Here is a 19,408-nt window from a genome sequence, read left to right as displayed (position 1 = left end):
CCGATGGGCGAGTTCGTCAAGCGCAACGCCTCCGCACCCCCAGGCTTCTTCGCCTGTGAAGCCGCTGGGCTGCAGTGGCTTTCGGCGGCCGACGGAGGGGTTCCGTGCGCGGCCGTGCTCGATTACGACGACCGCAGCCTCACCCTGGAACGGCTGCGAAGCGTTGGACCCAGCCGATCCGCCGCGCGCGAGTTCGGGTGCCGACTCGCTCGTACGCACGACGCCGGAGCCGGGGCGTTCGGAGCCCCGCCCGACGGATGGGAAGGGCCCGGGTTCTTCGGGCCGCTCCACGATCCGCTGCCCATGTCGTTGAGGGGACACGAGCGCTGGGGCGCCTTCTACGCGCGCGAGAGATTGGCCCCGATGGCGCGCGCAGCGGCCGATCGACTGGACGCGGAGTGCCGCGCTGCCATCGACACGGCGATGGTGAAGTGCGAAGAAGGCGATTTCGACGACGACGACCCACCCGCCCGCCTGCACGGCGACCTGTGGAGTGGCAACGTTATGTGGACACCGGGTGAAGTGGTGCTGATCGACCCGGCCGCCCACGGCGGCCACCGCGAGACCGATCTGGCCATGCTTGCACTGTTCGGCTGCCCCTACTTCGACGAGGTGATCGACGGCTACCAATCCGCGCGGACGTTGCGGGCGGGCTGGCGCGGCCGGGTCGGTCTGCATCAGCTCTATCCGCTGTTAGCCCACGTCGTCCTGTTCGGTGGCGGTTATGTACGGCAAACATCGGCGGCGGCGCGCAGCGTCCTCGTCGGGTGATCGAAACGATTCCGCTGGCTATGCGTCGGGTTCGATAAGTTAACTTATTTACCGTGCAAAGAAATTTGCTCAAACTGTGCTCTCGTGAGAGTCTGCCTGTTACGGTCACGTAAATTGCTGTTTCGTTCGAAAGGACCGGATCAGTGGCTGGCAGACGCGGCAGGCATGGCAAACGCAGCCGGAGCTCCAACAAAATCGCGGCGATCGGCGCGGTAACTGCGACAGCGACGGCGCTCACCATCGGTGCGGCACCCCTTCCGGAGCCCAGCGACGATGCGAAGGCTGTGGTAGATACCGACGTCAGCCTGGCCGCGGCGGTGAATCAGTGGCCCGGGCCCGACGAGATCCCCGACCTGACATTCGGCCTCGGCTCGGCGGTCTACGACCTCGGCCAGGTCGCCGCCGAGGTGCTGATCCGACTGGTGGTCGAGAATTTCAACCTGGCCGTGCTGGCGCAGGCGGCCGGCGCGGACCCGGAGTCGGTGCTCAACAACCTGCTCGGCGGGGTCCTGGGTGAGATTCCACCAGGTTTGCTCGAAGATGTGGTCGGCGCGATCCCGGTCGATGTACCCGGTGTCGTCGGTGCGCTGATCGATCCCCTCGGGGTACTCGCCCCCGACGTAGAGCAGCAGATCAGCAACCTATTGGCTGGCTCACTACCCGAAACCCTCGGTGGTCTGCTCGGACTGCTCGGCCTCGACCTCAGCGATCCGTTCAACCTCTCCAACCTCCCCGGCCCGGTCAACGTGATAACTGCGGGCCCGGTATTCACCCTGCTCAAGCTGTTGGGAGTCGACCTGGGCTGGGTGCCCGGCTTGCCGCGCGCCATCGCCGAGGAGGTCAACAAGACCCCGTACCTCGACGCTGAAGTCAGCCTCGAGTCAGTGCTTCGCGAGCTCGAGATCTTGAACCCGGTGCTGGACCTGCTCAACATTCCCATCCCCGACATCGACGCCGTCGAGGTCCGGGTCCCGGTGGTTCTGAGCATGGGGCTCGGTGCCTTCTCCGCCGGCGCGGCATACGAGCGAATCGTTGCCGATCTGGTGAATCAACCGGGCGGGGAGAACGCCGACGAGCATCCGCTCCTGGGCAGCATCACCATCCTCCCGATGATCCTGCTGCGTAATCCCGGACGGGCCAACGGCGGAATGTTCGCCCGCTTCTATCCCCTCTTCGGGCTTGCGGGCATCAAGACGGTCACGCCGGAGACCGAAGCCTCCTACAGCGGGGGCCTCCCGGTGCCCGGCACCGGCCTTTCCGTCGGCGGCGCGAACCTGATCCCGATCAAGCTCGACGCGACGGTCCAGTACGACCTGCTGAGCGACTTCGCCGCATGGCCGAACCCGTTCTCGTTGGCCAACAACCTCTTTGCGGGGCTGCTCCCCACCTACATGCTTCGCGGCGTCACGCTCGACCCCCAGCAGCTGCTGCAGCTCGACGATCTTGCGCAGCGCATCGCGAACGGCGACCCGCTCGCGGTCAACCTCTATCTCACGCTGCGCTCGGCGACCCTGCCTCTGCTCGAGCCACTGTATCTGGCCGCAGACGTGCTCAACCTTGTCACGCTCGGAGGCGTCGCGCGCTACAACCCGTTCAGCATGGTGGCCAACGCGCTTGCCCCGGCGTTGACCAGCCTGGTGAACCTCGGCTACACCGACGTCTACTACAACCCGCAGACGGGCGGTTACGAGCGGACACTGGACGAGGCCGGCGACCCGACGCCGTTCATGTCCTTTCCGAACGTCGACTGGGCCCAGGCGCCGGGCGTCATCCTCAACCAGTTGGTCCAGGGCATCTTCAAGGAGTTCTTCAGCGGCAACCCGACCGCAGGCACACCGAACGTCCTGACCAGTCTGCTCCGGTTCCTCACCGGCGGATCCCTGTGGGGCACAACGCCGACCAGTGTGCTGACCGGCATCGTCGATGAGGCCTTGGAACAGGCTACCGAAGGCATCCTCCCGGGCGCCACGCAGGAGGAGAGCGAACTTCCCTCGCCGACGGACCTGCCCGAATCCGGTGCGCGGATGCTCACCCTCGTGACGGGCGAACCGGGTGAGGAGCCCACCGACGAGATCGGCTCCCACGTCATCGACGAAGTCGTTACGGACAAGGCCGGCGACGAAGTCGTCGCAGACAAACTCGAGGGCGAAACCGTCGCGCAGACGCCCGACGGGCAGACGATTGTCACCGAAGAGACCGCGACCGGGGACGTGAAGGCCGACGAAGCTCCGGTGCGCGAGACCGAGGTCACCCAGACCAAGACCGGTGACACCAAGACCGGTGACACCAACACCGGTGACACCAACACCGGCGAAACGAAGACCGGCGACACCAACACCGGCGAAACGAAGACCGGCGACACGAAGACCGGCGACCCGAAGACCGGGGAAGCCAAGACCGGCACCGACAAGGACGGTGACACCGTCTCGTCGAAGAAGGGCTACAAGCCGGGCAACAAGTTCAGCCCGAACACGGGAGCCAAGTCCGGCCCGAAGCACGCCAAGCCGGACAACGGCGAACCGGTCAGCGCGATACCGGGATCGTCACCGCGACATGCCAAGCCGGACAACGACTCCTCGGCCACCAGCACCGGCGATACCGCCGGCGGCACATCCGGCGAAGGCTCCGACAGCGCCGCCGCCTAGTTGAATGCGAGCCAGCTCGGCAATCCGCGTTCGCGCGAATCGCAGAGCACCTGCCGTGTGTCACAGGATCCGCGGGGCACACCCGCACCGGTCCACATGCCGCCGGTGTCGCGACGCAGCACGATCGACGACGAACCGCCGCCGTCGAGCAGAATGGCGGTGTCACTGCCCAACCCGCGGAACAGATCCTGGATCTGGTCCGGGGTGTAGCTGCCGCCCTGGAAGACGTACATCTCGTCCTTGTCCTTGGCGTATGCCAGCGCGGTGCGCGCCGCGCTCGGCCCACCGTCGTTGAGCTGCCCGGTGTCCCCGGGGGCGAGCAGGCCGATGCCTGCGACCGCCACGAACCGCACGCCCTCGTCGACCAGCCGTTGCACCACCGGTGACGCCGCGTCGTAGTCGTCGGGGCTGGCAGGCGGCACCACGTACGGCGCTCCGCCCACCGGGAGAATCATGGTGGACAACGCTTTCCAGTGCTCGTTGCCGCCGGACAACCCCTGCTTACCCGCATAGGCGACGGTGCCGGTCACCGCCACGTTCGCCTTACCCTGGCCACGGGTGTTGTCGACATAGGCGCCCAGCGGTGAACTGCATCCAGTCGACTTCCACGAACCGCCTCGCTGACCGCGCACGTCGAAGAAGTTGGCGTTGATCGCGATCGTCGGCTGTCCGAGCGCCTGCCAGGCCTGCAGCGGAGTGAAGATCTCCGACGCCTGCAACAGCCCCTCCCCGGTGCGGGCGCGGGGATCGCGCTCGCAACGCGCTTGATAACCCCGGTGCGAGTCGACCAGCAGCCGCGGCGCAAGCCGGGTGGAGGCCGCCTTGATGATCATCAGACGCCCGCCGCTGGTGGTCTCGTACCAGCCGCCGCCCGCGTTGAGCATCGGGGCGGGATGGCCACCGCCGAAGTTGTAGACGAGATAGGACCCGCGGGTGTTGGCGATCGCGTTGGCGAGTTTCTCGCGTGCGCCGGCGGCATTGGCGGCAGGGGCCGTCGACAGCACCGCGCACAGCAACAGCGCCGCAGCCGAGGCCGCGAAGCGTTTGATGTTTGCTGTTCGCGCCGACACGTGAGGCTCCTTTGGCGTTGACTGCGGAACGAATGCCACATTATTCACAACAATCCCACTGTCAACATATGTCGCAGTTACATCACAGTTGAGTTGCTGGGAGGTCGCGATTCGATGCTCCGGCGCCGCTTGAGGTCCCGCAGGAGTCAAATCATTGTGTGCGACCACGCACCAGGAGACGAGTGGGAGGCCGAATCAAGGGGTTACGAACCGCTCAAGACGGGCACTGTGTGCTTAGCGGCACATAGTGCCGCCAACTGAAGGAGTCACATATGTGGACGATCATTGTTGCGCTCGTCGTCGGCGCAATCCTCGGCGCACTGGCGCGCCTGATTCTGCCCGGTAAGCAGAACGTCGGTGTTCTCATCACCGTGCTGCTCGGTGCAGTGGGAGCCCTGCTCGGCTCGTGGATTTCGAATGAGATGTTCGGCACCGGGGACAAGATGTTCTCCCCGATCCCATTCGTCATCGGGCTGGTAGTGGCCATCATCCTCATCGGCATCTACGTAGCGATCACCGGACGGCGGGGCACGGGAGCGCCGAGAACGCGCTAACGCTCCGGCGGGGCCAACCGGTAAACCGCGTCGGCGTAGTCATCGGTGATGTAGACGGCGCCGTCGGGCCCGACGACCGCGGCGACCGGGCGGCCCCACCGTGAGCCGTCTTCGGACTGGAACCCGCCGACCAGCGTCTGCTTGTCGGCGAGTTCTCCGTTGCGCCAGCCGAAGAACGCCACCTCGGGGGCATACGGCGGCTCCCGGTTCCACGACCCGTGCACGCCGACGAGCGCACCGCTCGAGTACGGAGCAGGTAACGCGCCGTCGGTGAAGCTCATCCCGAGCGGGGCGGCATGCGCGCCGAGGCTCTGTTCGATCGGCGGCAGGGCCGCACAGTCGAGGCGGCTGCCGTCGGCGTTGGTCTGCACGTCGCGGATCAACGGCAGCCGCGCCGGGCCACCCTCGGGATTGCAGAAGGGCCAGCCCAGTTCGCGGCCGGGCGTCAGTCGCGCCACCGATTCCGGCGGATGCAGGCTGACGTAGTCCTGGCGGACCTCGCCGGTGCGCGGGTCGGCGACGTTGTCGCGGTTGTTGACGGCGGTCCACACCGCTCCGTCCGGCGCGATCGCCAGGCCGGTCCCGTTGCGGACCCCGGTCGCGAACGGCTCGGCGGGGCCACCTCCCGGCGGGACCCGCATGATCGTGGCGCGCGGCGGATCGGCGTCGCGATCGGCGGCAGTGATGTTGCCCGTCGAACCGATCGAGAAGTAGACGCTGCCATCAGAGCCGATCGCGACGGATTTGAGGGCGTGGGCATACGCGCCGCGCAGGTCCGGACTTCCCGCGTCGGGCAGATCCCCCGCGACGGTGCGCCGAACGGTGGCCGCGCCGTTGGCGTAGGCGTAGGCGTCGACCTGGTCGCTTTCGGCGACGTAGAGCGTGTCGCCTTCGAACGCCAGCCCGTGCGGCTGGTCAAGTCCTGACAGCAGGGTCGACTGGCGGGGTTGCGCATCGCTGGGCTGCAGGCGCAACACCTCGCCCGTGCTCGGCTGCGACACGAGGAGCGCACCGTCGGGTGCCCACGCAGCCAGCCTCGCCTTCGGGATGCGCGCCCACACCGACATCGACCAACCGGCGGGAACGAGCGCCTGACGCGGCTCGTCGAACGGCGCCTGCGCCAGCGCCGGGTCGACGGCGACGGTCACCTCGGACAGGTCCGAGGTCGCTTCCGCGGTGGTCGAGGGTTCGCTCGTGGACGGGTCCGGCGCAGGCGCGCTCCCGGAATCCGACGAGCAGCCCGTCGCCAGCATCACACCTGCGATGCAGGCGACCGCGTTATGCCGCAGCCAAACTCGCATGCATCTCCCAGACCAGAATTTCGGCCGACGTCGTGGCGGTGACGCGCTGGCCACCCGCACCCGTGAAACGAACGGCGTCGCCCTCACCCAAGGGGCCCGCGCCCTCGAGCGTGACCTCGCCGCGGGGGACGAACAGGTGGAGATACGGGGCGTGCGGCAACTCGACGCTGGCACCGGGCTGCATGCGCGCTCCGTGTAGGGCGGCGTACTTGTTGCGGATGAAGATCGCGGTCTGGTCCCGGTGTTCGGGCATACCGCTGGCGATCGTGATCAGACCGCCGCGCAGCAGTTCGTCATCGATTTCGAGCTGCTGGTAGCCGGGGTCGATTCCGAATTCGTCGGGGACCACCCACATCTGGACGAAATGCACCGGCTCGTCCCCCTGCCCTTCGGGCGGGAGGTGCCCCCAGCGGGAATCGGCGCCCGTCAGCGTCCACGAGTCGTTCTTTTCCGAGTGCAAGATGCCGCGGCCGGCCGACATCCGTTGCGCCAGGCCGGGATAGATCACGCCGGAGTGGCCGGTGGAGTCCTGGTGCACCAGCGATCCGCGCAGCACCCAGGTGACGATCTCCATGTCCCGGTGCGGATGGGTGTCGAACCCCGTACCCGGTTTGACGATGTCGTCGTTGTTGACGAGCAGCAGGCCGTGATGGGTGTTGTCCGGCTCGTAGTGGCTGCCGAAGGAGAACGAATGCTTGGAGTCCAGCCAGGAGATCGCGGTCTTCGCGCGATCGTCTGCCCGGCGGATGTCGATGGTGGGGGCGGTCATGGCTACCTCTCGCTCGGCGCCCAGCCTAAATGGGGCTACTGGACGCGACAACATAGATGATGTGTCATGTATTCCGTGTGGCTGACGAGGCACGAACAAGAGGTGTGGCGGAAGTTCCTGACGGTCACGAGCCGTCTGCAGACGGCCATGCACCGGCAATTACAACGTGACTGCGAGTTGTCGCTGGCGGACTACGAGGTCCTCGTGGCGTTGAACGAGCGCGGTCCGCAGCGCATCAACGACCTGGCCGAGACGCTCGGCTGGGAGCAGAGCAGGTTGTCACACCAGCTGCGGCGGATGCGCGGGCGCGCACTGATCGGGCGGCACGGCAGCGACGACGACCGGCGGGGCGCCAGCGTCTCGATTACCGACGGTGGGCTCGAAGCGCTGCAGAGGGCTGCTCCGGGGCACGCAGAATTCGTGCGCAGCACGGTGTTCGAGGGGTTGACACCACAACAGCTTCAGGCATTCGACGAGGTTTTGGACGCGGTGCTGGACCGGCTGGCTACCAGTCCGCCTCGTCGTAGGTGACGACGCCGCGGATGTTCTTGCCGTCGAGCATGTCCGCATAGCCGGAATTGATGTCCTCGAGGCGGTAGGTCCTGGTGACCATGTCGTCGATGTTCAGCAAGCCCGACTTATACAGGCCGACCAGTTTCGGGGTCTCGATGTGCGAACTGCCGCCGCCGAAAATGTTGCCCTTCAACGTCTTCTGCAACATCGTGAACAAAAACAGGTTGAGCTTGACGTCGACGTCCATCATCGAGCCCATGCCCGTCACGACGCAGGTGCCGGTCTTGGTGGTCAGCGTCAGCGCCTCTTCGATGTACTCGCCCTTCATATCGCCGACGGCGATGATCGTCTTGTCGGCCATCACGCCGTGGGTGAGGTCGATGACGGGTGCGATCGCCTCGGCCATCGACGGGTAGACGTGGGTGGCGCCGAACTTGATCGCCTGTTCGCGCTTCCACTCGTTGGGGTCGATCGCGACTACGTGGCGGGCCCCGGCGATGACCGCTCCTTGCAGTGCGCTCATGCCGATACCGCCGACGCCGACGATCACGACGGTCTCGCCCGGGTTCACCTCGGCCACGTTGGTGGCCGACCCGAAGCCCGTCGGGACCGCGCAGCCCAGCAGGGCCGCCGACTCGAACGGAATGTCTTTGTCGATCTTGACGACGGAGTCCTTGTGCACCGTCATGTGCGGCGCGAACGTGCCGAGCAGGTTCATCGGCGAGACCTCGGTGCTACCGGCATGCACGCGGGAGGTGCCGTCGGCGATCGCCTTGCCGCCGAGCAGTACCGCGCCGCGGTCGCACAGCGAGCGATGGCCCTTGAGGCATGGTGCGCATTGCCCGCACGCCGGGATGAACGCGAGGATGACGTGGTCGCCCTCCTCGAGGCCGGTGACGTTCCTGCCGACCTTCGTGATCACGCCGGCGCCCTCGTGTCCGCCGAGCGCAGGCAGCCCGATCGGGGTGGCGCCGGTGGTCAGGTGGTAGTCCGAATGGCACATGCCCGCGGCGTGCATTCGGATCTGTACCTCGTCGGCGACGGGGTCACCGATCTCGATCTCGTCGATGCGGAACGGTGAGTTGAGCTCCCACAGCAGCGCGCCCTTGGTCTTCATGGCCGCTGACTATAGAACACGTTGCAGAACAGGTGTCAACTCCGCCTTGAACTGCGCAGATAGGGGCTTCGGGCCGTCGCAGGCACCGTTGTCGGCCAGCCACCTGCGCGTCGAGCCTCTTTTGCGCGCCCCCCTCGTAATACGCTGCCGCGATGAGCACACCTTCGCCGCGATGGCGCGCTGTGCGGGCGCTTGCCGTCTTCGCCGTGGCGCTTGTGCTGCTGATGGCCGGCAACCTCGCGCTGTACGCATCCAGCAGGCACTGGGCTGAGGACGGTCTGCAACTCGGCGACTTCGACAAGCCCGACCGGGTCGACCTCACCGTGTGGGTGAACCGGGTCGACACCGAGACGACGACGGTGGCGGCGACGATCACCGACATCGAGGCCAACGGGAAGTACGCCGATGAAAGCGGCCATCTCAACCTGGACACCAAGCTGCTGAGCAATTCCTTCACAAATCCCTCGGTGAACCTGCCGAGCGGAGAGACCGTGCCCGTCATCGAGCAGAAATTCGGGATGGTCGGGATCCCGACCGACTACCCCTTCGATCGCTACACCGCCTTCCTCGGGCTCAACATCGCGGCCGACGACGGCACCGCGTTGCCCACGACGCTCACCGTGTTCAACAACGACTCGTTCTTCCGGGTCGCGCTGGGGCCCGACCCGGATGTCGAAGGCGACAGCGTCGACGCGGATCTCTTCCTGCACCGCAGCGCCCCGACGCTGGTGTTCGCCGTGTTCGTGATGCTGCTCATGCTCGGGTTGGCCGCGGCGGCCGTCACGGCGTCCTACTACGCGCTGCGGTGGCGCAGAGGTCTTGTCCTGCCGGCCTGCTCGATGATGGCTGCGATCCTGTTCGCACTGATTCCTCTTCGCAACGCCGTGCCCGGCGGCCCGCCGATCGGCTCGCTCATCGACTTTGTGGCGTTCTTCATCGCTGAGGGCGTCATCTCGATCGCGTTGATCACCAGCGTCGTGCTCGGCTACCGGCACGACATCGCCTATGAGCGCGCCGAAGCGGAAAGGGCGGGCCTGAGCATCGACGAGTACGCGTTGGGCCGCAAGCCGTAGGTCAGGCGGTATCGGCGAGTCCGAACGGGGCAAAGGTCGAGGCGTGGAACGCCACGACATGCGCGATGCCGCCGGCCGTCACGTCGAGCACATGGAGTTGGAAGGCCTCGTGAACGCCGGTCTCCCGGTTGAGCATGTACAACGCCGCGGCCGGCTGACCGTTGGCCGTGGTCCGGATGAACCGCATATCCCCGGGCCCCTCGGCGGGGCAGTGGGTCTTCGACAATTGCACGATGTTCTCCGGGCCCTGGTACCAGCCGTCGAACGGCGGCATTTCCCACACGGCATCCGCGGTGAACAACTCGACGAGCTTGTCGATGTCGTAGCTCTCGAACGCGGCGATATAGCGCGTCAGCAGGTCCTGGGCCACCGGGGACTCCGGCGGGCGCAGCTCGTCGTCCTCGCTCGGGCCGACGGCATCCAGCTGCGCACGCGCCCGCTGCAGCAGGCTGTTCACCGCTGCCGTCGACGCGCCGACCGCGTCGGCGACCTCTGACGCCTTCCACTGCAGCACGTCGCGCATCACCAGTACGGCGCGTTGCCGCGGTGAGAGGTGCTGAAGTGCCGCGACGAACGCCAGCCGCACCGATTCGCGTGAGCCCACGATGACCGATGGGTCGGCCGGGTCATCCGCCTGATCGGGCAGCGGCTCGAGCCACGGCACTTCCTCGCGGGCGACGATATCGTCGAGCGGATCGGAACTCGGGGCCCCGAGGCCCGTCGGCAGCGGCCTGCGCTGCCTGCTCTCCAGCGCCGTCAGGCAGGTGTTGGTGGCGATCCGGTACAGCCACGTGCGCACCGACGATTTGCCCTCGAAGCCTTTGTACGACTTCCACGCCCGCAGATAGGTTTCCTGCACCAGATCCTCGGCGTCGTGCGGGGAACCGGTCATCCGGTAGCAGTGCGCGAGCAGTTCACGGCGATACCGCTGGGCATCGGCCAGGAAGGCATCCTCAGCGCTGCTGTCGTCGAGATCGTGGGCCAGGACCGTCACTCCGCCGAGCTTAATCAGTGGGTCCGACAACGGATAGTCTCGCTGCGTGGCCACGACCCGCAGCGAACGCAGCTTCGACGGTATCGGCGGTGTGCGCATCGTGTACGACGTCTGGACTCCCGAGCGCGATCCGCGCGGTGTGGTCGTGCTGTGCCACGGATACGCCGAGCACGCCCGCCGGTACGACCACGTTGCGCAGCGGTTCGGCGAGGCCGGCCTGCTCACCTATGCGCTGGACCTGCGCGGCCACGGGCGCTCCGGCGGCAAACGGGTTTATCTGCGCGACATCGGCGAGTACACCGGCGACTTCGGAACCCTGGTGACGATCGCCGCCGACGAGCACCCGCGGCTGCCGCGCATCGTTCTCGGCCACAGCATGGGCGGCGGCGTCGTTTTCACCTACGGCGTCGAGCACCCCGACGACTACACCGCGATGGTGCTGTCGGGGCCCGCCGTCTACGCCCAGGACGCGGTGTCTCCGGTCATGATCACGGTCGCCAAGGTCCTCGGCAGCATCCTGCCGGGCCTGCCCGTCGAGCAACTGCCCACCGAAGCGGTGTCGCGGGACCCAGACGTGGTGGCCGCGTACATGGCCGACCCGATGGTGCACCACGGCAAGCTTCCCGCTGGGGTGGCCAAGGCGCTGATCAAGGTCGGCGAGACGATGCCGCAGCGGGCGTCCGCGCTCACCGCGCCGCTGCTGGTGGTGCACGGCGAGCAGGACAAGTTGATCCCCGCCGCAGGCAGCCGCCACCTGCTGTCGTGTGTCGCATCGACCGACGCGCACCTGAAGGTCTATCCGGAGCTCTACCACGAGGTGTTCAACGAGCCCGAGCGTGAACTCGTGCTCGACGACGTCACCTCGTGGATCGAGGCTAAGCTTTGAAAGCAGTTGTCGCCGGGGCGCTTTCACTGATCGTCATGCTGTCGGGATGTTCGTCCTCGGGCGATGTGCAGTGGGTCGACGAGGACGTCAGCTTCACCGCCGACGAGCTGACCATCCACGGCACATACCGGCACGAGACCGGCGACGCGGTGGGGCGCGCCGCGCTGCTGATTTCCGAGAGCGGCGCCACCGACCGCAACGGCGACAACCAGGTCGCCGGGCCGGTCGGCAACATGCGCCAACTCGCCGAACTGTTGTCGGACCGCGACGTGGCCAGCCTGCGCTACGACAAGGTCGGCACCGGCCTGACCGGCCTCGGCCCGTACGCGCAGCGGCCCACCGAGGTGGTCAGCTCGGTCTACACCACGGGCGCGAAGGCCGCGGTGCGGTATCTGGCCGACCAGCCGCGGACCGACGACTCCCGCATCTCGGTCTACGCGGTGGGTGAAGGCACCATCCACGCGATGACGCTGGCCGGTGACACCAACGCCGGGGCGCCAAAGATCCACGCGCTCGGCCTCTTTCAGCCCCTGCCGGGTCGCTACCTCGACATCATCACCAATCGGGTGCGCGCCAACGCCACTCCCAAGGCCCTGTCCGCGTGGTTGGCTGCTGTCGAGCAGGTCCGGACCACGGCGACGGTGCCTGCGAATCTGCCCGAGGGCCTGGGCGCGATGCTGAACCCGGGCAATGTCAACGCGGTCGTCGAAGCCGACAAGATCGACCCGCTGACCCTGGCGGCCAAGGTGCCCGCCGGCACGCCGGTCCTGCTGACCTGTTCGGACTCCGACGCGCAGGCGTCGTGCGACTCGATCAGGCCCCTCGCCGACGCGCTTGGGCACACCGCGCTGACGGTCGTGGAGCTCAAGGGCGTCAACCACGTGCTGCGCGACGACCCGAGCGACAACGTCGCCAATTACGCCTCCCAAGATCCGCTTTCTCCACAGGTCGTCGAAGCACTGGACCGCTTTGTCGCCGAGCAGCCCTAATCTGGCGCCATGAGGTGGGAGAGGACGAAGTGGATCGCGCATGAGTGACGACAAGATGCTGGCCCGTATCGCCGCCCTGCTGCGGCAGGCCGAGGGCACCGACAATCCGCACGAGGCGGACGCGTTCATGGCCGCTGCGCAGCGCTTGGCGACGGCCACCTCCATCGATCTGGCCGTGGCGCGGTCGCATTCCGATCAGCGCACGAAGGCGCAGATGCCGGTGCAGCGCACGATCACGATCGGCAACGCCGGCACCCGAGGGCTGCGGACGTATGTGCAGTTGTTCACCGTGATCGCACACGCCAACGACGTGAAATGCGATGTCGCGTCGAATTCGACATTCGTCTACGCCTACGGGTTTCCCGAGGACATCGACGCCAGCCATGCGCTGTACGCGAGCCTGGTCATGCAGATGGTCAGGGCGTCGCAGGCCTACATCGAGTCGGGCGCTCACCGCCCCACGCCCACCATCACCGCGCGGATCAACTTCCAGTTGGCGTTCGGCGCCCGCATCGGTCAACGACTGGTCGAGGCGCGGGAGGAGGCACGCCGGGAGGCCACGAACAGGCGCAACAGCCAGCCGGGCACCGCGATTGCGTTGCGGGACAAGGATCTCGAACTGCGCGACTTCTACCGCGAGACCTCGGAGGCGCGCGGGACGTGGCGGGCGACCAGCGCGACGGCCGGCTACTCCTCGGCCGCCCGTCGTGCGGGTGACCGCGCGGGCCGCAAGGCCAGGCTCGGGCCCAGCCCGGAACTCGCGAATGCGCGTTCGGCGCTGCCGGGGAACGGGCGCCGCGCTTCCGGGGAGACGTGACGCCGCGCGACAGCCAGCGGGCGAAGGTGTACGCCGCCGAGGAGTTCGTCCGGACGTTGTTCGACCGGGCAGCCGAGCACGGCAACCGCGTCATCGACTTCTTCGGGACGACGTTGACGCTGCCGCCCGAGGCGCGGTTCGCATCGGTGGAGTCGGTGCAGCGGTATGTCGACGAGGTGCTGGCGCTGCCCGCCGTACGGCGACGGTGGCCACGGGCGGCTCCGCTCGGCGTGCGGCCCAGGCGGGGAGCCAGCGCCGCTCACTACGAACTCGATGACGACGGCGCCGTCATCGCGGTGCCGGAAGTCCGGACCCGTTGGGCATTGCGCGAATTGGTGGTGCTGCACGAGATCGCACACCACCTGTGTGAGGCGGCGCCGCCGCACGGGCCGGAGTTCGTGGGCACCTTCTGCGAACTCGCCGGCACGGTGATGGGGCCGGAGGTGGCCCATGTGTTACGCGTGGTGTACGCGAAAGAGGGTGTGCGCTAGTGGTTCCCGTCGGTGATGTCGGCGACGGCGGCGTCGATCCGATCCCGGTCGGCCTCGAGCGACGCGGTGGCCGCGGCCGTCGCGGAGTCCAGCGCCTCGTTGAGCCGCCTCTGGACCTCCTCGACACCCAGGTTCAGCAGGCCCTCCCCGATGACGACGCCCGTCAGCTGGTGGTGCCCGTCCAGCGTCACCTGCACGGTCTCGGATTCGTCGGTGCCGGTGAAGGTTTGAGAGTTCATCCGGTCCAGCTGGTCGTCCATCAGCGACTGCAACTGCTGCGCCTGCCGCAACACGGCGGCGACGTCGGGGTGCATCTCGTCGCTCACGTGTCGTCTCGGCTCTCGCCGTCGGCGACTGCCCTGCGCCTGCGAATGCCGACGACCGCCTCGGTCCACGGCCGGTCCTCGGTGTAGAGGTCCTCGTCGGGCGCGACTCGGGGATCGCGCCGCTTCTCCTTGCCCTGATGGGCGCCCGCACCGTGCGCCATCGGGGCCATACCCCCGGCCATGGTCGTACCCGCGCGCCCCTCCGTCGAGGATCCCGGTGCGGCACCCGCCGCGGCGGGCACGGTCGGCGCGGGCGCGACCGTCTCCGCGGTGACCGGCGCCGACATCGGCGTCGCAGGCATGCCACCGCCGCCTGCGGCACCACCGCCCCTGCCACCGCCTGCCGCGGCACCGCCGACAGCGGCGGGGCGCACGTGCGGTTCGGTCGACTTCGGGCCTGACGTCGAAGCCCCAGCCGGCGCACTACCGCCAGCCGGCGCAGCACCGCCCGAGGGCGCGCCACCGCCCGTGGGCGCACCACCTCCGGCCGGAGCGCGACCTCCGGCCGGAGCACCACCCGAACGCGCCGCAGCATCGGTCCTGTCCGCTATCCCGGACGGCTGCGGGCCGTACGACGGCACACCCGCACGACCGCCGCCGGGTTGCGACTCGGTGCCGCCGGGGTCACCGACGACGGCAGCGCTGTCGGCGTCCGGGCCGGACGGCATCGCGGGCCGCACGGGTGAGAAGGTTGCCCCGCTCGCATAGTCCTGGCGCACGTCGTCGGACCGCTGCTGCAGCTCCTGCATCCGCCCCTGGATCTTCGCCATCTCGTTGGAAGTCGCGACGGAGTTACCCACGGTCGCGCGGGCCGCGAGCTCACGCAACTGCGTCTCCAACGCCGCGTACTCAGTGTGGATGCCTGCATGCTCGGCCTTTGCGGCGTCATGTGCCGCGATGATTTTCGCCGCCGCCTCCGCGAGGTCGTGCCACCCCTCGGCGAGTTGTTCCAGCCAGCCGCTGAACTCGGCCATCCTGGCGTACGCGGCGTCGGCGGCCCGTCCCTCCCAATCGCCGCTGGGCGGGCGCGGCGCGGCGTCCCTGGCCCGGTTACTGGCCAGACCCCATTGCAGCATGGCCATTTTCAGCGATGCGCCGTTGTCCCCGGCGACCAGGTCGGCCTGCGTCTCGTGCACGTCGCTGTAGCCGGCCGCATCGAGTGGCTGCGGAGTGCCGACCGGATGGGGAAGCGCGGGCGGCGGCGTCGCCGGGGCGGGCACCGCGATCGCATCGACCGCTGCCCGTCGGTTGGGGTTCTCGATGGCTCGCCCGCAGGTTTCGTCGACCTCGGTGTAAGCGTCGGCGGCGATCTGCAGCATCTCGGCGATGCGTTGGTTCTCCGTCTCGGCCCACCGCTGAAACTCCAGCAGCGACTGCGCGTTCGCGTTCAGGTTGGCGACCGCGGCCGCCGAGGACGGCAGCGCATCCGGCGGCACCACCGCTTCGGCGACGGGGTTGTGCCACTGCGTCCCGTGCATCTCTGCGGACTGCTTGGTGAGCTCCGCCGGTTCGACCCGCTGGATCTCGCCCATCGTTACCCCTGCGCCCGCATGTCGGCTCAGCCCTCGAGGACCATCTGGTAGCGGCTTTCCTCGCGCGGGTTGATCAGCCTTATCGGCAGTTGGCGATGACGGGGCGTCTCGATGTGGTTGTTGCGCAACGTCACCCGGCCGAGGCCCGGGTGCGGGCTCAGGTACGTCGTCGCATGCGGCCACGCCACCTTCGCCTCGTCTCCGATCCTGGCGTTGACGTATCCGGCGAACTCGTTGAACTGCGGCGTCAGAGTGACCACGGCGCCTGCCGCCGCCGACCGCACGATGAACTGGGTGAACAGTCGGGAGTCGCCGAGGTTGATGCTCACGTCGACGTCGTCGAACGGTATGTAGACGGGGTAGCGGTCGGCGGTCTCACCGACCAGCACCCCCGCCGACCCGATCGGCAGCTCGTAGTGGCGGTCGCCGACCGGGCTGATGCCGTGCAGAGCCGCCCGCTGCCCGCCGAACAGACACGAAAAGCCGCGCGGTGTCGCGGGATTGGCCAGAGTGGTCAGCAGCACCGTCGAGCGTGGGGCCTCACCGGGCCGGATGCGGACCCGGGTGATCGTATGGTCGGCGCGCGCCGACCACCACACGTCCGGTCCACCCGGCGCGGTGTAGGCCGCGGTGAACGTGCTGCGGCCCTTGATCGCCGACCACGTCTCACGCTCGAAACTGATCTCGGTGGCCCGATCGAGATCGTCGAAACTGCGCGCGGGGCGGGCATCGATTCCATTGCCGGCCAACTGATCCGCGATCCGGGTGGCCGAGGCCACCAGGTACCGCGCCAGCCCGGCGACCCCGGACTCGCGGCGCTGCGACGACTTGCGCGTTGACTCGGGATCGGCGCGCAGCACGATCCAGGTGCGCCGGCTCGCCGGAGCCGGATACGGGCCGACAACCTGTTCGTACAGCGAAATCAGCGTGGCTGGAGCGGTTTCGCCGACGCGATACCCCGACGACACCACGTCGGCCTCAAGGTCCGGGCAGTGCGCGGCCACGAGTTGTTCGACGAACCGGGTGTCGACGACGTCGTCAGTGAACGCCGCGCCGTTGACGATCACCGTCGGGGTGAACGGACGCGGCACCAGTTCGATGGCCGCCGTCAGGTGCTCGTCCTGCCATCGCACGGCGACGTGATCACCCGGCATCACGGTCGCGCCCACCGCGGGTTCGGACGGACGCTGCGGAATGTCGCGGTGCCTGCGCCGCCACGCGAACACAGCCGCCACCCAACCGGTGATCCGCAGCCCACGAATCGTCACCACCGAGCCCAGCCCGATCAGCACGGCGAGCGTGATCCCGAGCCACAACAGGTTCAGCTCGGCGAACACCAGGACCGTCGCGGGGATCAGCGCCGCCGCCCAGATCGCGTGGCCCGTCGTGAAGCGCAGGCCGAACATGCCGACAATTCTGTTCATCGGCGCCTCAATGCGCGACGGGCCAGCGCGCCGAGCCCGAGCGCGGCCGCCAGCCCGGCTCCGACGACGACCACCGCGGTGATCGGCCCGCGATCCGGCGGTGGGGTGAACACCGGCGGCGGAAGCTCCTTGACCCGGTACTGCACCTGCTCCGGACCCGGGGGCACATCCCACGTCAACGCGGCGACGGGGTCGACGGCCCCGGCGCCCACATAGTTGTCGACGCCACCACCCGGGTGACGCGCCGTCGCGGTGATCCGGTTCATGATCTGGGCCGGCGTGAGCGCGGGGAAGCGCTGCTTGAGCAGCGCAGCCAGCCCGGAGACATAGGCCGCGGCGAACGACGTGCCGCTGATCGGAATCGGGCCGTCCTGGCCCTGCAACGCGTTGACCGGATTGCCGTCGTAGCCGAGCGCGACGAGGTTCTCGGCAGGCGCCGCGGCGCCGAGCCACGGGCCCGACATCGAGAACGTGCTCGGTTGTCCGTTCGGCGCGATTCCGCCGACCGTCAGCACGAGCGGTGAGTACCACGCCGGGCTGACGATCGTCTGTACCTGTTTCCAGCCGCGCGGATCGGTCGGAACCGCGGGATCGGCGGGCGGGTTCTGCGCGCAATCCTGGCCGGTGTTGCCCGCGGCGACGACGATGACCGCGCCCTTGACGTTGACCGCGTAGTTGATCGCGGCGCCCAGGCTGGTCTCGTTGATCGGGCGGGTGACCTTGTAGCAGGCCGCCTCGCTGATGTTGATGACCTGCGCGCCGAGATTGGCTGCGTGCACCACCGCCCGCGCGAGGCTGCGCAGCGATCCGGCGGTCTGGGTGGCGTTCGGGTCGTTGGGGTCCTGGCGCGTACCCACCGTCTGGAACGCCTCGGAGGTCTGTCGCAGCGACAGGATGCGGGCGTCGGGCGCGACGCCGACGAAGCCGTCGTTCGGCGCGGGCCGCCCCGCGATGATCGACGCGGTCAACGTGCCGTGCGCATCGCAGTCCGACATGCCGTTTCCGGCCTGGTCGACGAAGTCTCCACCCGGTTCGGCGGGCACCCGCGGTGAGCCGACGACACCGGTGTCGATCACTGCGACCGTCACGCCCGCGCCCGTTGCGAACTTCTGCGCCTCGGACAACCGCAGGTAGTCGTTCGCCCACGGCCGGTCGGCGAAGTTCGCGTTCGGAAACACCGTCGGCGCCGAGCAGACCCGGCGCTGCTCCATCGGCTGATCCGGCCCGGTCTCGTCCGGGGGCACGGCCGCGGGATCGATCGTCGGTGGCTCGATCGCCGTCGCCGGAGGGGCGGCGATCAATGTCAGCAACAGCGCAGCCGTCAGCACGCCGACGCGTTCGAAGAAGCGCCGCACGCGCTACGCACCTCCCCGGCGGCCGGACTGGTCGGCGGGGTGCCACGACACCGGCAGCAAACTCAAATCTGCCCGCTGCGCAGGGCAAACGCTCACGTCACGCCGATGGGCCGATTGCACGCAGCCAATCTTAAGGGGCCGCTCGGGGGAGTCATTCCACTATCTGGTGGCATACGCCCGCCACCAGGGGCTGCCCCGTCGGTTACCGCAGCGCCTGCGACCTAGGTGACCGCGATGTCCAGACCGTCGACGTCGAGGGTAAGTGCCCCCGCGGGGTCGGCGCGGAACTTCCCGTTGCCGGCCGCCTCGGCCAGCCCGCCGGTGCCCGATGCGATCCGCACCTCTCCACTGGCCACGCCGTCTCGGTAGGCGCCGTCGTGCAGCAATACCAAGCCGCCGGTCGCGCCCGCGATGGTGCCGGTGACGTGCTCGATGCCGACGAACAACGCGCTGTTGTCCGGTCCGTAGGCCAACAGCCACTTGGTCGTCGACGTGCCCTGGATGTCGCCCTCGTAGCGTTTCGAGACCAGGGCCTCGGTGAGCTTGGTGGCCTCGTCGCCGTCCTCGAACGGCGTCTCATCCCAGCTGGCGATCTGGAAGGTCGCCTCGATGTGTCTGCTCATGACCGGCGGATACCCGGTCACCGGAGCGCGGAACCGAGAGGCCGACGGGCAGCACCCCCGGTCACTGTGATAGTCAAGGCATCACGGCCGCGTTGCGTCCGCTAGCACGTCAAACTATAGTCTGGACACATGTCCAGAAGGTTCGGAGTTGTTGCGTG

Annotated in this window: 19 protein-coding genes; 9 read left to right on the top strand and 10 right to left on the bottom strand. The window is 68.1% G+C overall.

The window, feature by feature from the left end:
• Positions 1–3 precede the first annotated feature (3 nt).
• Both AAHH99_RS03405 and AAHH99_RS03400 read left to right on the top strand, forming a co-directional pair.
• A complete protein-coding gene (locus AAHH99_RS03405; RefSeq protein ID WP_067080284.1) occupies positions 4–771 on the top strand; it encodes a fructosamine kinase family protein in 768 nt (255 codons plus the stop codon).
• 143 nt (positions 772–914) lie between these two features.
• On the top strand, positions 915–3,416 hold the full coding sequence (locus AAHH99_RS03400) for a hypothetical protein (RefSeq protein WP_067080281.1): 2,502 nt from the start codon (positions 915–917) through the stop codon (positions 3,414–3,416).
• Here AAHH99_RS03400 and AAHH99_RS03395 read toward each other — a convergent pair.
• Positions 3,413–4,486, bottom strand: coding sequence for a phosphodiester glycosidase family protein (locus AAHH99_RS03395; protein WP_067080279.1), 1,074 nt, complete (start codon positions 4,484–4,486; stop codon positions 3,413–3,415). The genes AAHH99_RS03400 and AAHH99_RS03395 overlap by 4 nt on opposite strands.
• A gap of 272 nt (positions 4,487–4,758) precedes the next feature.
• Between AAHH99_RS03395 and AAHH99_RS03390 the strand changes: the two genes are divergently transcribed.
• Positions 4,759–5,040, top strand: coding sequence for a GlsB/YeaQ/YmgE family stress response membrane protein (locus AAHH99_RS03390; protein ID WP_066841950.1), 282 nt, complete (start codon positions 4,759–4,761; stop codon positions 5,038–5,040).
• Here AAHH99_RS03390 and AAHH99_RS03385 read toward each other — a convergent pair.
• Positions 5,037–6,341 (bottom strand): PQQ-dependent sugar dehydrogenase, encoded by a 1,305-nt coding sequence (locus AAHH99_RS03385; RefSeq protein ID WP_418767381.1) that lies wholly within the window; start codon positions 6,339–6,341, stop codon positions 5,037–5,039. The genes AAHH99_RS03390 and AAHH99_RS03385 overlap by 4 nt on opposite strands.
• On the bottom strand, positions 6,319–7,110 hold the full coding sequence (locus AAHH99_RS03380) for a pirin family protein (protein WP_418767380.1): 792 nt from the start codon (positions 7,108–7,110) through the stop codon (positions 6,319–6,321). Before AAHH99_RS03380 ends, AAHH99_RS03385 begins: the two co-directional genes overlap by 23 nt.
• 66 nt (positions 7,111–7,176) lie before the next feature.
• On the opposite strand from AAHH99_RS03380, the gene AAHH99_RS03375 reads away from it, so the two are divergent.
• Positions 7,177–7,641 (top strand): MarR family winged helix-turn-helix transcriptional regulator, encoded by a 465-nt coding sequence (locus AAHH99_RS03375; protein ID WP_418767379.1) that lies wholly within the window; start codon positions 7,177–7,179, stop codon positions 7,639–7,641.
• On the opposite strand, the gene AAHH99_RS03370 is transcribed toward AAHH99_RS03375, so the two are convergent.
• The gene (locus AAHH99_RS03370; RefSeq protein WP_066841943.1) at positions 7,616–8,740 is read right to left on the bottom strand and encodes an NDMA-dependent alcohol dehydrogenase; all 1,125 of its coding nucleotides are present in this window, start codon (positions 8,738–8,740) and stop codon (positions 7,616–7,618) included. The genes AAHH99_RS03375 and AAHH99_RS03370 overlap by 26 nt on opposite strands.
• Before the next feature lie 152 nt (positions 8,741–8,892).
• Between AAHH99_RS03370 and AAHH99_RS03365 the strand changes: the two genes are divergently transcribed.
• A complete protein-coding gene (locus AAHH99_RS03365) occupies positions 8,893–9,813 on the top strand; it encodes a DUF4436 family protein (RefSeq protein ID WP_418767378.1) in 921 nt (306 codons plus the stop codon).
• A gap of 1 nt (position 9,814) precedes the next feature.
• Here AAHH99_RS03365 and AAHH99_RS03360 read toward each other — a convergent pair whose 3' ends face one another.
• A complete protein-coding gene (locus AAHH99_RS03360) occupies positions 9,815–10,837 on the bottom strand; it encodes a sigma-70 family RNA polymerase sigma factor (protein WP_418767587.1) in 1,023 nt (340 codons plus the stop codon).
• A 16-nt stretch (positions 10,838–10,853) separates the two neighbouring features.
• Here AAHH99_RS03360 and AAHH99_RS03355 point away from each other — a divergent pair, with 16 nt between their 5' ends.
• Genes AAHH99_RS03355 through AAHH99_RS03340 form a run of 4 tightly spaced genes read left to right on the top strand, consistent with a single transcriptional unit; the run spans position 10,854 to position 13,990 of the window.
• Positions 10,854–11,693, top strand: a complete 840-nt coding sequence (locus AAHH99_RS03355; protein WP_418767377.1) for a lysophospholipase — start codon at positions 10,854–10,856, stop codon at positions 11,691–11,693.
• A 35-nt stretch (positions 11,694–11,728) separates the two neighbouring features.
• Entirely contained in the window at positions 11,729–12,682 is a 954-nt protein-coding gene (locus AAHH99_RS03350) for a hypothetical protein (protein ID WP_418767376.1), read from the top strand.
• Between the two features lie 40 nt (positions 12,683–12,722).
• Entirely contained in the window at positions 12,723–13,499 is a 777-nt protein-coding gene (locus tag AAHH99_RS03345) for a DUF2786 domain-containing protein (protein WP_418767375.1), read from the top strand.
• Complete coding sequence (locus AAHH99_RS03340) at positions 13,496–13,990, top strand: TIGR04338 family metallohydrolase (RefSeq protein ID WP_418767374.1); 495 nt, start codon at positions 13,496–13,498, stop codon at positions 13,988–13,990. The genes AAHH99_RS03345 and AAHH99_RS03340 overlap by 4 nt, the downstream gene beginning before the upstream one ends.
• Here the strand turns inward: AAHH99_RS03340 and AAHH99_RS03335 are convergent.
• From AAHH99_RS03335 to AAHH99_RS03315, 5 genes are all read right to left on the bottom strand, one after another.
• Complete coding sequence (locus AAHH99_RS03335; RefSeq protein ID WP_120279458.1) at positions 13,987–14,316, bottom strand: YbaB/EbfC family nucleoid-associated protein; 330 nt, start codon at positions 14,314–14,316, stop codon at positions 13,987–13,989. The genes AAHH99_RS03340 and AAHH99_RS03335 overlap by 4 nt on opposite strands.
• Positions 14,313–15,848 carry a PPE domain-containing protein gene (locus tag AAHH99_RS03330; RefSeq protein WP_418767373.1) on the bottom strand — a complete coding sequence of 512 codons (1,536 nt, stop codon included), beginning with the start codon at positions 15,846–15,848 and terminating at the stop codon, positions 14,313–14,315. Before AAHH99_RS03330 ends, AAHH99_RS03335 begins: the two co-directional genes overlap by 4 nt.
• 26 nt (positions 15,849–15,874) lie before the next feature.
• A complete protein-coding gene (eccE, locus tag AAHH99_RS03325; RefSeq protein ID WP_418767372.1) occupies positions 15,875–17,272 on the bottom strand; it encodes a type VII secretion protein EccE in 1,398 nt (465 codons plus the stop codon).
• Entirely contained in the window at positions 17,269–18,600 is a 1,332-nt protein-coding gene (gene mycP / locus AAHH99_RS03320) for a type VII secretion-associated serine protease mycosin (RefSeq protein WP_418767586.1), read from the bottom strand. Before mycP ends, eccE begins: the two co-directional genes overlap by 4 nt.
• A 248-nt stretch (positions 18,601–18,848) precedes the next feature.
• Positions 18,849–19,250 (bottom strand): DUF3224 domain-containing protein, encoded by a 402-nt coding sequence (locus AAHH99_RS03315; RefSeq protein ID WP_418767371.1) that lies wholly within the window; start codon positions 19,248–19,250, stop codon positions 18,849–18,851.
• Positions 19,251–19,408: the final 158 nt, after the last annotated feature.

It is taken from the genome of Mycobacterium neumannii, assembly GCF_048452905.1.
GTDB lineage: Bacteria > Actinomycetota > Actinomycetes > Mycobacteriales > Mycobacteriaceae > Mycobacterium > Mycobacterium neumannii_B.
The sequence above is the reverse complement of the archived record's forward strand: the minus strand, read 5'-3'. Positions and strand labels throughout refer to the sequence as shown.